The sequence below is a fragment of the Jiella soli genome, from assembly GCF_020615385.1.
Taxonomy (GTDB): domain Bacteria; phylum Pseudomonadota; class Alphaproteobacteria; order Rhizobiales; family Rhizobiaceae; genus VKMB-3413.
In genome coordinates, this window is sequence record NZ_JAJAVB010000048.1 from 67006 (window position 1) to 80175 (window position 13170).

General features: G+C 68.1%; 9 protein-coding genes and 1 pseudogene. 4 read left to right on the plus strand and 6 right to left on the minus strand.

Annotated elements, in window-relative coordinates; genetic code table 11:
* Window positions 1-56: 56 nt before the first annotated feature.
* A complete protein-coding gene (locus LH400_RS25190) occupies window positions 57-845 on the minus strand; it encodes a DeoR/GlpR family DNA-binding transcription regulator (protein ID WP_229156218.1) in 789 nt (262 codons plus the stop codon).
* Between the two features lie 275 nt (window positions 846-1120).
* On the opposite strand from LH400_RS25190, the gene LH400_RS25195 reads away from it, so the two are divergent.
* From LH400_RS25195 to LH400_RS25205, 3 genes and pseudogenes are all read left to right on the plus strand, one after another.
* Window positions 1121-1993: an SDR family oxidoreductase gene (locus tag LH400_RS25195; RefSeq protein ID WP_229156219.1), complete on the plus strand. Its 873-nt coding sequence runs from the start codon at window positions 1121-1123 to the stop codon at window positions 1991-1993.
* Between the two features lie 178 nt (window positions 1994-2171).
* Complete coding sequence (locus tag LH400_RS25200) at window positions 2172-3590, plus strand: methyl-accepting chemotaxis protein (RefSeq protein WP_370638488.1); 1419 nt, start codon at window positions 2172-2174, stop codon at window positions 3588-3590.
* A gap of 139 nt (window positions 3591-3729) precedes the next feature.
* Window positions 3730-3990: pseudogene (locus tag LH400_RS25205) on the plus strand (PQQ-dependent sugar dehydrogenase); the annotation flags it as partial.
* Between the two features lie 52 nt (window positions 3991-4042).
* Here LH400_RS25205 and LH400_RS25210 read toward each other — a convergent pair.
* The 3 genes from LH400_RS25210 to LH400_RS25220 form a co-directional block, all read right to left on the minus strand.
* Complete coding sequence (locus LH400_RS25210; RefSeq protein ID WP_229156220.1) at window positions 4043-5341, minus strand: Hsp70 family protein; 1299 nt, start codon at window positions 5339-5341, stop codon at window positions 4043-4045.
* A 337-nt stretch (window positions 5342-5678) separates the two neighbouring features.
* A complete protein-coding gene (gene pyc, locus LH400_RS25215) occupies window positions 5679-9140 on the minus strand; it encodes a pyruvate carboxylase (RefSeq protein ID WP_229156221.1) in 3462 nt (1153 codons plus the stop codon).
* A 119-nt stretch (window positions 9141-9259) separates the two neighbouring features.
* On the minus strand, window positions 9260-10144 hold the full coding sequence (locus LH400_RS25220; protein WP_229156222.1) for a DMT family transporter: 885 nt from the start codon (window positions 10142-10144) through the stop codon (window positions 9260-9262).
* A gap of 575 nt (window positions 10145-10719) precedes the next feature.
* On the opposite strand from LH400_RS25220, the gene LH400_RS25225 reads away from it, so the two are divergent.
* Window positions 10720-11322 (plus strand): phosphatase, encoded by a 603-nt coding sequence (locus LH400_RS25225; protein WP_229156223.1) that lies wholly within the window; start codon window positions 10720-10722, stop codon window positions 11320-11322.
* A gap of 22 nt (window positions 11323-11344) precedes the next feature.
* Here LH400_RS25225 and LH400_RS25230 read toward each other — a convergent pair whose 3' ends face one another.
* Both LH400_RS25230 and LH400_RS25235 read right to left on the minus strand, forming a co-directional pair.
* A complete protein-coding gene (locus LH400_RS25230; RefSeq protein ID WP_229156224.1) occupies window positions 11345-11809 on the minus strand; it encodes a DUF2269 family protein in 465 nt (154 codons plus the stop codon).
* On the minus strand, window positions 11806-13101 hold the full coding sequence (locus LH400_RS25235) for an SDR family oxidoreductase (RefSeq protein WP_229156225.1): 1296 nt from the start codon (window positions 13099-13101) through the stop codon (window positions 11806-11808). Before LH400_RS25235 ends, LH400_RS25230 begins: the two co-directional genes overlap by 4 nt.
* Between the last annotated feature and the right edge of the window lie 69 nt (window positions 13102-13170).

The window sequence follows — 13170 nt, forward strand, 5'->3', positions numbered from 1 at the left end:
TTGACGGTCAAGCGAGGATTCTTTCTCTGGTTGATCTTCAAAATGGCGCGGGGCCGTCAGCCGGAAACGCGGCTGACGCGCACGCCCTTGTCCTCGAAGGCGGAAACGAGCACCGGGTCCGCATGGGCCTCGACCACCAGCCGGTTCAGCCGATCGGCCGCGATGATGGCGAAGGGGGCGGCCGTGCCGAGCTTGTCTGCGGTCGCCGCGACCATGACCTGGTGGCTTGCCGTCGCGAGTGCCAGCTTCAGCTCGGCTTCTTCGACCTCGGAAGCGGTGATGCCCGCGACCGGATCGATACCGCAGGCCCCGATGATCATGACGTCGGGGCGCAGCCGTCCGGCCTCGCGAAGCGTCCGCGCCCCGAGGCAGGCCCCCAATCTGGGGTCGAACCGCCCCCCGAGAAGAACGATCTCGATGCCGGCGTCCGGCGGCACCGCCGATGCGACGGCCGGCGAATTGGTGACCACCGTCAGGCGCGCTCCGTGCGGCAGCGCCGCGGCGACCGCGACATTGGTCGAGCCGGCATCGATGAAGACGGTCTCGCCCGGTTCGATCAGACCGGCGACCGTCTTGCCGAGCCGCGATTTCTCCTCGGTCTGCGCCAGGACGCGGTCCGCCATCAGCCCGGCCTTTGGCGCGCGCCTGACCGCGCCGCCATAGACGCGCTCGCAGGCGCCGAGCGCTGCGAGTTCGCGCAGATCGCGGCGGATGGTGTCCTCGGACACGGCGAGTTCCTGCGCCAGGGGACCGGCCAGGACACGCCCGTCCCGCTCGAGCCGCTGGCGGATGAGGTCCTGGCGCTGGCGGGTGAGGAGCGGGGCTGTGGTCGCGGATGTGGTCACGTGGTCTCGCCATTCATGCAATGTTATGCGGGTTTATGCATGATCGTGCATGATCCGGCAAGGCCTTCCCGGGTTCGAACGGGTTGCGGCCTTGGTTGGGTGAGGGCACCGCGACAGGTCGCTTGGCCGGCTAGCGGATGCGCCGGCTCCGATCCGGAACCCCTGCCACCGATTTCGGCTTGTCGGCGCAAAGGCTTGGCGCGACCCGGGGTTTTCTCGGAGGATTTTGCGGTGCGCGCTGCCTAACCCGCCTTACGACATGAAGGATGCTCCCAATGGCTCTCGATCCCCGCAATTGCTATCCGCGCCCTGAGCAGCGCGACCAGCAACAGGGCATGCCCGGTTCGACCGGCGACATGGCGCCGAAGCCCGACCATGGCGAAGAGAGCTACAAGGGCTCCGGCAAGCTCAAGGATCGCGTGGCGATCATCACCGGCGGCGATTCCGGCATCGGCCGTGCCGTCGCCATCGCCTATGCCCGCGAGGGTGCCGACGTCATCGTCGCCTATTGGGACGAGCACGAGGACGCCAAGGAGACCGCGCGCTGGGTGGAGAAGGCCGGCCGCAAGGCGGTCACGGTCGCCGGCGACGTCAAGGACGAAGCCTTCTGCAACGGCCTGATCGACAAGGCCTATGCCGAGTTCGGCCGGCTCGACATCCTCGTCAACAACGCCGCCCACCAGGCGACCTTTGAGAAGATCGAGGACATCTCGGCCGAGGAATGGGACGTCACCTTCCGCACCAACATCTATTCGATGTTCTATTTGTCGAAGGCCGCGGTCGCCCGGATGGAGCCGGGCGGCGTGATCCTCAACACCAGCTCGATCAATGCCACGAGCCCGACACCGCAGCTTCTCGCCTATGCGACCACCAAGGGCGCGATCGCGAACTTCACCGCCGGGCTCGGCCAGTATGTCGCCGACCGGGGGATCCGGGTGAACGCAGTCGCGCCGGGGCCGATCTGGACGCCGCTGATCCCCTCGACCATGCCGGAGGAGAAGGTGAAGAGCTTCGGCTCCAATACGCCGCTCGGCCGTGCGGGCCAGCCGGCGGAGCTCGCCGGCGCCTATGTGTTTCTCGCCTCGGATGATGCCACCTACATCACCGGCGCGCTGGTGCCGGTCACCGGCGGCCGACCGATGCTGTGACGGGCCGGTCGGCGTCCCGCCAAGCCACCGGGGGGCGGCGGCGCCCTCGGGGCCGTCGGGCGGGGCGCCTATCCCCGCTTGGGGGCCGGCTTCGCCAGAGGCAGGCCAATGGCTGCTAAGTATTTCTTCACCCGTGAAACTTATGGTTACTCCTCGTCCAATAAGGGGGGAATAATCCGTGTTAAGCGCATTCGGGAAGCAGAAGCGGTCGTATCAGGAACAGTTCGCGGACGCGGTCCTTCGGGTCTCGCCGGATGCCTATTATGTCGTGCAGGACGGAGTAATCCGCGACTGCAATCCGGCGACGGAACGCTTCCTGCGGGGCGGTCGCGACAAGATCGTCGGGCTTTCGCCGAGCGCGATCTCGCCTGAGACCCAGGCCTGCGGGACGAAGAGCTCGGAGCGGGCGAAGCAGCACGACCAGAACCTGAAGAAGAACGGTATCGAACGCTTCGAGTGGACGGTGAAGCGCCTCGACGGAACGACCTTCCCGGGTTTCGTGACGCTGATCATGGGTGAGATCGACGGACGCCCGGCGGAACTGGTCTTCCTCGTGGACATGACGATCATGGTCGACATGCGCGAGGAACAGGCCAAGGCGCGGGCCGCCGAAGAGGCCGCCGCGAAGGAACAATCGGACGCGATGGACGCGCTGGCGGCCGGGCTGAAGGATGTCGCGGGCGGCGATCTCAGGGTTCGGCTCTCCGGCCGCCTGCCGAAGAGCTTCGCCAAGATCGGCGCAGATTTCGACACTGCCATTTCCGCGCTCTCGCGGGCGCTCGGCGAGGTTTCCTCGACCGTGGCGACCGTCCAGGGCGCGACGACGGAGATCGCTAATTCCTCCGGCGACCTGGCGAACCGCACCGAACGGCAGGCGGCGAGCCTCGAAGAGACGGTCGCCGCACTGGGCGAAGTGAGCGGCGCGGTCGGCCGGACCGCGGAAAGTTCTGCCCAGGCTCAGAAGACCGCCGCGTCCGCCCGCCAGAAAGCGGAAAAGGGCGGCGAGATCGTGGCCAAGGCGGTCGACGCGATGAGCCGGATCGAGGCTTCCTCCGAGAAGATCAACCACATCATCGGCGTCATCGACGAGATCGCCTTCCAGACCAACCTCCTGGCGCTGAATGCAGGCGTCGAGGCCGCGCGGGCCGGCGAGGCGGGCAAGGGCTTTGCTGTCGTTGCCCAGGAAGTGCGCGCGCTCGCGCAGCGTTCGGCCGAGGCAGCCAAGGAGATCAAGACGCTGATTTCCGCATCGAGCGCCGAGGTCGAGGCCGGGGTGGACCTCGTCACAGCGTCCGGCAAGAGCCTCGACGAGATCGTCGAGGAGGTCACGGCCATGGCCAGCGTGATCGGCCAGATCGCCGATTCCGCCCGGGAACAAGCGGTGAGCCTGAAGGAGGTGTCGGGCACCGCAGACCAGATGGACAAGATCACCCAGCAGAACGCCGCGCTGGTCGAGGAGACGACCGCGGCCGCACAGGCACTCGCCAACGACGCCCATCGCCTCGGCACCATCGTCGAGCGCTTCCGGATCGACGATACGGAGGCGGGATCGTCCGGTTCACGCGGGGCCGGCTCCCATCTGCGCCGGGTCGCCTGAGGAAGAGCGCCTCCCCTGAAGGGAGGCGGGCTTCAGAGGCTCCCCCAGTCGCGGCGAGATCCCTTGCCGCGACGGCTGACCGTGGCGAAGGACGGCGCCTTCTCCTCCGGCAGCTCGCTGCCTCCCGATCTAAGCGAGCGGCGCCTTCGTCGGCGAGCACGCCAGCTGGGACCGCGACCGCTTCAACGGCTACAAGGTGGTCTATGTGCCCTTCGCGAACGGCAAGCCTGACGGCAAGGCCGAGGACGTCATTACCGGCTTTCTCGGCGGCGAGGGCAATGCCCGCGGCCGGCCGGTGGGTGTCGCGATCGACAAGACCGGCGCGCTGCTCATTGCGGACGGTGTCGACAATACGGTCTGGCGGGTGAGCGCGGCCGAACAAGCGACCGCGCAACGCTAACGCCCTTTCGGCCGGCGGTGATTTGCCGCCGGCCGAAACGACCGCAGCCAGCTCAGCCGAATTTGCGCGCGGCGTCGATGGCAAGGCCGAGGCCGACCGAGCCGAAGGCGTCGGACTGGGCGATCCGCGCATGGGAAAAGCGCGAGACGGCGGCCGCCCTGACGGCGGGGACCTGCGCACCGCCGCCGGTCAGGATCACCGTCTCGATCGCCTCCGCCTTGACGCCGGCCTCCGATAGCGCGGCGTCGATAGCGCCGGTGATACGGGCGACGAGCTCGGCCGTCGCCGCTTCGAACGCCTCCCGGGTCGCCGGCGCCCGAAGGTCGAGACCGGGCTCCTCCAGCCGGATGAGCGTCTCGTCCGCGTCGGACAGCTCGATCTTCGCCGCCTCGACCGCGCCGGCGAGGCGATGGCCGGAGCGATGCTCCAGGAGATGGCCGAAGCGGGCGAGCTTCTCGGGCTCGGCCGCTTCCTTCTGCAGGGCGTAGACGTCGCGCCGGATCTTCGGCGTGTAGAGCGTGTTGATCCGGTGCCAGGTCGCCATGTCGTTGAAATACCAGACCGGCATCCGCCGCTTGCCGTCGTCGGTTGAACTGCCGAGGCCGAAATGCGGCATCACTTCCGCGATCGACAGGAGCCGGTCGAAATCCGTGCCGCCGACATGGACGCCGGTGGAGCTGAGGATGTCGGACAGCCGGTCCTCGGCCTGCGCGCGTTCCGGAGATAGCCTGACGACCGAGAAGTCGGACGTGCCGCCGCCGATGTCGACGACCAGCGCCAGCTCCTCCGCCGCGATCCGGCTCTCATAATAGAGCGCGGCAGCGACCGGCTCGAACTGGAAGGCGATGTTGGAGAAGCCCTGCGAGCGGGCCGCTGCCTCCAGCTGGTCCTGCGCGGCCCGGTCGGCGTCGTCGTCCTCGTCGACGAAGCGGACCGGACGGCCGAGCACCACGTCGCTCAGCGCCACGGACGCCTCGCCCGCCGCCTCCGCGCGCCGCGCCTCGGCCTCGAGCTTTTCCCTCAGATGCGCGAGGAACCGGCCGATCAGCTCCACGAAGGTCAGCCGCATGCGCCCGACCTGCGTCGTCTCCTCCATCAGCGAGGAACCGAGCACCGATTTCAGCGCCCGCATGAACCGCCCTTCGGCGCCATCCACATATTCGAAGACGGCGGCGCGGCCGAAATAGGTCTTGCCGTCCTCCAGCGAGAAGAACAGCGCCGAAGGCAGGGTCGGCGCCTCGCCCTCGACCGGCAGAAGCCGCGGCCCGGCATTGTTGCCGCGCCCGGCCCCGGCAAGGCCGAGCGTGGAATTGGTGGTGCCGAAATCGAGGCCGGCGAAGGTTCGAAGCATGACAGGGCTCTCGGGGTCGGACGCGAACCGTTCCCAGGCGCGCCCGCGCCGAAAGCGGCGCGGCGATCGGCGGGCGGGTTCGGACGGTTCGAGAAACGGAAACATCGGGGCATCGCCCCGGCGGACGCCGTCTCTACCCGATAGCGGCGGGAAATTGAAGAGCGGACGCAGTCGGCAGCCGGGCCGACACTCGGCACGCTATCGCTTCCTCGCTCTGCCGGCGTCGTCCGCTGCGTCGCGACACGGCCGTGACGCCTCCGCTCGACGGCTCCGCCCGCTCCGGCGGGGTCGCCTCCGCACGACCCGCCGGAACCTGCAGACAGCCGCTTCGGCGGGCTTACCCCTGATACACCACCAAGAGGTCCTTGGCGTCGATCTGGGCGCCGGCGGAGACGTGGACGGATTCGATCGTCCCGTCGCGTTCGGCGTGGAGCGCGGTCTCCATCTTCATCGCCTCGATCGACAGGAGGACGTCGCCGGCCTTGACCTGCTGGCCGGCCGCGACCGCGAGCGTCGAGACGACGCCCGGCATCGGCGCGCCGACATGATTCGTGTTGGTCGGGTCGGCCTTCTGCTTGACGCCGTTGCCGGCAGCCCCGTGCGCCCGGTCCGGCACCTTGACGCGGCGCGGCTGGCCGTTCAGCTCGAAGAAGACGGTGCGCATGCCCTTGTCGTCGGTCTCGCCGAAGCCGAGGCAGCGGATGACCAGCGTCTTGCCGCGCTCGATCTCGACCAGCACCTCCTCTTCCTGCTCGATCCCGTAGAAATAGGACGGGGTCGGCAGCATGGAGACCGGGCCGTAGGTCTCGCAGGCCAGGGCGAAGTCGGTGAAGACCTTGGGGTACATGAGATAGGAGGCGAACTCGGCGTCCGATACCTTGCGTTCGATCTTCTCCTCGATCTCCTGCCGTTCGGCGGCAAGGTCGGCGTCGGCGATCAGCGAGCCGGGGCGCACGGTGATCGGCGTCCTGTCCTTGAGCACGCGCTTCTGGATATCCTTCGGCCAGCCCGCCGGCGGCTGTCCGAGATCGCCATGCAGCATGGAGACGACGCTGTCGGGGAAGGAGACGTCCTTCTTCGGGTCCATGACGTCGGCGACGGTGAGGTCCTGGCTGACCATCATCAGCGCCATGTCGCCGACGACCTTGGAGGAGGGCGTCACCTTGACGATGTCGCCGAACAGCTTGTTGACGTCGGCATAGGTCTGGGCGACCTGGTGCCAGCGGGTCTCGAGGCCGAGCGAGCGCGCCTGTTCCTTGAGGTTGGTGAACTGGCCGCCCGGCATCTCGTGGAGATAGACCTCCGAGGCCGGCCCCTTGAGGTCGCTCTCGAAGGCGGCGTACTGGTTGCGCACCGCTTCCCAGTAGAAGGAGATGCGCCGGATCGCCTCGGCCGAGAGGCCCGGATCGCGCTCCGTCCCCTTCAGCGCTTCGACGATCGAGCCGAGGCAGGGTTGGGCGGTGTTGCCGGAAAAGGCGTCCATCGCCGCATCCACCGCGTCCACCCCGGAATCGATCGCGGCGAGAACCGTCGCGGCCGAAATGCCCGAGGTGTCGTGGGTGTGGAAGTGGATCGGCAGGCCGACCTCCTCCTTCAGCGTCCTGAACAGGACGCGCGCGGCGGCCGGCTTCAGGAGGCCGGCCATGTCCTTGACGCCGAGGATGTGGGCGCCCGCCGCCTCCATCTCCTTGGCGAGGGCGACATAATATTTGAGATCGTACTTCGACCGCTCGGGATCGAAGAGGTCGCCAGTGTAGCAGATCGCTCCCTCGCAGAGCTTGCCGGCCTCCTGCACCGCGTCCATCGAGACGCGCATGTTCTCGACCCAGTTGAGGCAGTCGAAGACGCGGAAGAGGTCGACGCCGCCCTTCGCCGCCTCGGCGACGAAGTACTTCACGACATTGTCGGGATAGTTCGTATAGCCGACGCCGTTGGAGCCCCGCAGCAGCATCTGGAGGAGGATGTTCGGCGCCTTCTCGCGGATCAGCGCGAGGCGCTCCCACGGGTCTTCGGTGAGGAAGCGCATGGCGACGTCGAAGGTCGCGCCGCCCCAGCATTCGAGGCTGAGAAGTTGCGGCAGCGCCCGCGCATAGGCATCGGCAATGGCGACGATGTCATGCGTGCGCATGCGCGTCGCCAAGAGCGACTGGTGCCCGTCGCGCATCGTCGTGTCGGTGACGAGAACTTCCGGCTGGTCGCGCATCCACTGTGCGAAGCCTTGCGGGCCGAGCTGGTCGAGCTTCTGACGGGTGCCGTCGACCATCGGCGCCGAGAACAGCGGCGGCACCGGCGGCGCGTGGTCTTCCGAGGGACGCGGCCGGTTCTTGGTCTCGGGATGGCCGTTGACGGTGACGTCGGCGAGATAGGTCAGGAGCTTGGTCGCGCGATCTCTTCGCTTGACCTGCTGGAACAGCTCGGGCGTCTCGTCGATGAATTTGGTGGTGTAGGAATTGTCCCGAAACTTCTCGTGGCCGATGATGGCCTCGAGGAAGGTGAGGTTCGTCGCGACGCCGCGGATGCGGAACTCGCGCAGCGCCCGGTCCATGCGGGCGATCGCCTCCTGCGGCGTCGGCGCCCAGGCGGTGACCTTTTCGAGGAGCGGGTCGTAGTAGCGGGTGATCACGGCGCCGGAATAGGCGGTGCCGCCGTCGAGCCTTATGCCGAAGCCGGTGGCGCCGCGATAGGCGGTGATGCGGCCATAGTCCGGGATGAAATTGTGCTCGGGGTCCTCGGTGGTGATTCGGCACTGCAGCGCATGGCCGTTGAGCTTGATGTCCTCTTGGGCGGGCACGCCGGATTCGGGCGTACCAATCGCGTGACCATCGAGGATGTGGATCTGCGCCTTGACGATGTCGATGCCGGTCACCTCTTCGGTGACGGTATGCTCGACCTGGATGCGCGGATTGACCTCGATGAAGTAGAAGGCGCCGGTATCCGCATCCATCAGGAACTCGACCGTGCCCGCGCCGACATAATCGGTCGCGTCGGCGAGCTTGCGCGCGTAGGCTGCCAGTTCGCGGCGCTGCTCGTGGTCTAGATACGGCGCCGGCGCGCGCTCGACGACCTTCTGGTTGCGGCGCTGGATCGAGCAGTCGCGCTCGAAGAGGTCGACGACATTGCCATGGGTGTCGCCGAGGATCTGCACCTCGACATGGCGGGCCCGCTCGACCAGCTTTTCGAGATAGACCTCGTCCTTGCCGAAGGCGGCCTTGGCCTCGCGCTTGGCTTCCGTCACCTCGCGCTCGAGGTCCTTTTCGGCGCGGATGACGCGCATGCCGCGCCCGCCGCCGCCCCAGGACGCCTTCAGCATCACCGGGAAGCCGACCTCGGCTGCCATCTCGCGGACACGTCCCATGTCGTCGGGCAGCGGCTCGGTCGCCGGCACCACCGGCACGCCGACCTCGACGGCGAGATTGCGCGCGGCGACCTTGTTGCCGAGCCGGCGCATCGTATCGCCCGATGGGCCGATGAAGGTGATGCCGGCCTCGCGGCAGGCATCGACGAATTCCGGGCTCTCCGACAGAAGACCGTAGCCGGGATGGATCGCGTCGGCGCCCGACAGCTTGGCGACGCGCAGGATCTCCTCGATCGACAGATAGGCCTCGATCGGGCCCATGTCGTTGTCCAGATGCGAGCCGCGGCCGACCTGGTAGCTCTCGTCCGCCTTGAAGCGGTGGAGCGCCAGCTTGTCCTCCTCCGCCCAGATCGCCACCGTCCGGAGCCCGAGCTCGTTGGCAGCGCGGAATACGCGAATGGCGATTTCGGATCGGTTCGCAACGAGAATCTTACGGATGGCCAAGGAACGCTCCCTTCGAACAAGGCGCACGACTTATAGCGGGTCGGCCCGAATGCTCAACTTTGCGGCGGATGCGAGAGGTTCGCAAGTGCGAAGGGCGGCCGTGCGGGGCGGCCGACGCCTCAACGGTTGCGAATGAGCGGGGTCTTCTGAGGCCACGGCGTCTTCTCGGTCTCGCGCACGAAGGTGAACAGGCCGGACATGCCGACGAGGACCATGCCGGCGACGGCGATGCCGTCCGGATATTCGCCGAAGAAGCTCGCGCCGATCAGCGCGGCCCAGACGATCTGGCTGTACTGGGTCGGTGCGACGCGCGCGGCGGGGGCGAGGCGGGTGGCGAAGACGATGAGGAGATGGGCGAGGCCGACGACGACGCCGCCAAAGAGGAGCAGCGGCCAGAGATCGGCCGTCGGCGGGACGAAGTCCGGCACCATCAGGACGCCGTTGACCGCGATGGCGGCGACGAGGACGGCGCCGATCAGGGTGATCCTGCGCTCGGCGGGGCCGAGGACGCGCAGGACGATGACCGTGATCGCGCCGCAGATGGCGACGCCCACGGCAGCGAAATGGCCGGGCAGCACTTCCCGGAACCCCGGCCGCACGACGAGAAGGACGCCGGCGAGGCCGCCGAAGACCGCGAGCCAGCGCCGCCAGCCGATCGGCTCCTTCAGGACCAGCCAGGAGAAGACGGTGACGAAGAGCGGCAACAGGAAGATCAGCGCATAGGCTTCGGCAAGCGGCAGCGTGGTGAAGGCGTAGATGCCGAGAATGCCGCCGAGCGTGCCGCTCGCCATCCTGAGCGTCAAAAGCAGCGGGTGCTTCGGCACGAAGACGTTGGACCAGGTGTCGCCGGGCCGCTTGGTGAAGGCGACCGGCGCCAGGGCGATGAGCGAGATGAAGAAGCCGATCTCGAACACCGGCAGCCGCGCACCGATGGCCTTGGCCGTCGCATCGCCGCAGGCGAACGCGAAATAGGCCGCGAAGGCAAGGAGGATGCCGGCTTGCATGGAAAGGTCCGGTGGCTGGGATTTCAGTGCCGGATATGCCCTGGACGCCCGCAAGGCAAGCCGCATGTGGCGGCCGGAGATATTTTGGGAAGACCCAGGATGTTCTGGGGAAGGGGTTGGCTCCGGACCCGCGCCCCACCCGTCGGTTCGATGTCGGACTGGAGGGAACGACCTCGTCCGCCGGGTGGGAGCGATCTGGTACGAAAAAGGGCAGCGAGGGGGAGCTGCCCTTTTTCGACTGCTTGCGATCGAGGGGGATGATCGCTTGGGGTGTCCTGATAATGCGTGACTGATTTCGGGGTTCCAAAAAAATTGGTCGCTCGAAAACTTTTTTTCGCATCCTCCCGTTGGCCGCACAGCGACCTCGCTCAAGCCTGGGTCTCCCGTTCCGCTTCCGGCCCGCGCTCTGGCCCCGGCACCGGCGCGATCGTCACCTGCGACTTGCCCCTGGTCGGCACGTGCAGGGATGGCAAGACACGCCTGATCGGTGCATAAGGTGGGGCGGGGCAGGACGCAGTGCAGCATTCGCGGCGCGTTCGGGTCCGTTCTGTGCAGGGATCCGAAAGGAGGCCGAGTTGGTTGCTTCGTTTCGCGCCGTCGGCGATGCGAGCCGGCACCCGAACGGCTGGCCGGGCAGGCTGATGGTCTGCGGCCAATCCGAAGCGCGCCGTAACATTGCCGAGCTTGCCCCGACTGACGTGATCTCGATCAAGTCGCCCGGCCGAAATTATCTCGGGCCCCGGGACCTTGCGGAAGACCACCATCTGATCGTCGAGTTCGAGGATGTCGAAGCTGCCGGAGCGGCGGGCGGGCCGACGGCTGAGCAGGTCTCGGCGATCCTCGCCTTCGCCGCGCGTCTGCCGGCCGAGGCGCGGCTTCTGGTACACGGGCTGCAGGGCGTGCGGCGCGCGCCGGCGGTGGGGATCGGCATCCTCGCGGCGCAGCTCGGCCCCGCCGAGGCCGCCGGCGCCGGAACCGCATGTTGCCTGCATCCGGCCGATCCCAACCGGCGGGTCCTCGCCCTGTTCGACGATGCGCTGACCCTCGAAGGCAGTCTGGTCGCCGCCTGCGACGCCCGCTACGTGCCGGGCCGCTCGATGCTGCGCCGGCGCGAGGAGGCCGATGCGACGCCCTTCGCCTTCGACATGCTGTCCTGCGGCAAGGATGACGCGCCTTGATCAGGGAACGCGCAGCCGAAGGTCAGAGATCGGGCTTGGCGATCATGAGCCAGACGATCGCGAGCATCGCCGCGAAGGCCGGAAAGCCGCAGGCGAACCAGATCCGGTAGAGCCGGTGATAGGCGGCAGGCAAAGGCGCGCCGGCATCGCGTGCGGCAGCCGCCAGGCGCCGCAGCCTGATCTGGATGACGACCACCGGCAGCCAGAACAGGCCGACGAAGACGTAGAGGCCGAGCGCGGCGAGGATCCAGCCCTCGGTGAGCGGCCAGCCGATCTGCCTGGCGAGGAGATAGCCGGTCACCGGCTGAAGCACGGCCGCCGTCGCCGTGAACAGCGTGTCGGCGAGGACGACGATGCCGGCGGTGTGGGCGATCAGCGCCGGATCGCCGCTGCGGTTCGAGATCACCATGAAGAAGGCGATGCCCGCGCCCGTGCCGAGCAGCACGCAGGCCCCGACGACATGGAGGAAGAGCAGCGCCTCGGTCATCGTTCGCCAAGCAGCGCCGCGGTGACGAGGGCGAGGAGCGAGGCCGGCAGGATCTTGACCAGCGGGCCGAGCGGGTCCGCCCAAAGGTCCGGCGCGAACACCGTCGCGGCAAGGAGATAGGCAAGGCCCGCCGCCAGCATGGCGAGACAGGCCCGCTGCGCCAGCGGCCGGTAGAGGATTGCGAGCCCGAGGGCGAGGTCGAGCACGGCTCCTCCGAGCGCCGCGGTGCCGGCAAGCGACGGAGAAAATCCCCTTGTGAGGAGGACCGTTTCCGCGGCGCCGATCTCCGCGAGCCCGATCAGGCCGGAGAGAATCCAGAAGATCGAGAGGGTCGCCACGCAGAGCGGCATCAGGAGGTAGAGCCTCGCAAACCAGCGCTCCTGCGCGGTCGACGGCAGGGCGGCAAGGGTCTCGGTCAGCGGCCGGCAATCCGCTCCGCCCGCCGCGCGCCAGGCAGCGGGGTCGCCGAGGACGCCGGCCTGAAGCGACCGGATCGCCGTCGTCCTCAGGGGCGAGCGCCAGCCGAGCCAGCCGAGCGCGTCGGCTCCCAGAGCCAGGAACCGGACGAGCGGCATCGGAACCGGGACGCTTCGTGTCCAGGGCGCAAAGCCCTGCCATTTTCGAAGGGCGCGGACCGTGTCGGCGAAGGAGCGCGCCTCCGGCTCGGTGAGATCGGCGAGCGTTCGGCTCGGCACCTCGCCGCGGGCCGCGCTGACGACCGCCGCCGCGACATCGCCGAGGAAGACCGTCTGGATGCGGCTTTCCGGCAGGATCTTCGGGAAGAAAGCGGGAACCGCCGCGGCGGCGCGCAGGAGCGCCGTGCCGCCATAGGCCTCGGCGCCGACGACCAGCGTCGGGCGCAGGATGACCCAGTCGAGGTCCGAGCCCATGATCTTGCCGTCGCCCCTCGCCTTCGACCGGAAGAATTCGGTCGTCGCCGCTTCCGAGACGCCGGCGGCGGAAATCTGGATCAGCCGGGTGCGGGTTCCTCCGAGCGCGACGACGAGTTCGCCGATCGCCCGCTCGTGGATCGCCGACAGACTATCGCGCGCGCCGTCCTGGAGCGCGCCGGACGCGTTGACCACCACGTCGGTATCGGCGAGAAGCGATCGCCAGTCCGATGCGTCGGTCTTCGCGATGTCCCGCTCGACGAAGATCGAATCCGGGGCCGAGCGGAGGGCCGCCGCCCGGCGCCGACCCACGCCGACGGTGCGAAAGCCGTCCGCCTCGAGAGCCCGCATACATGCCGAGCCGATCAGGCCATAGGCGCCGAGTACCACGGCGGTCTTCAATCGAGCCTCCCTTCGCAGCGCACCCGGCCGCCGGACGACGAGGCGCCTCCGGTGCCGGCCGCGACCCGA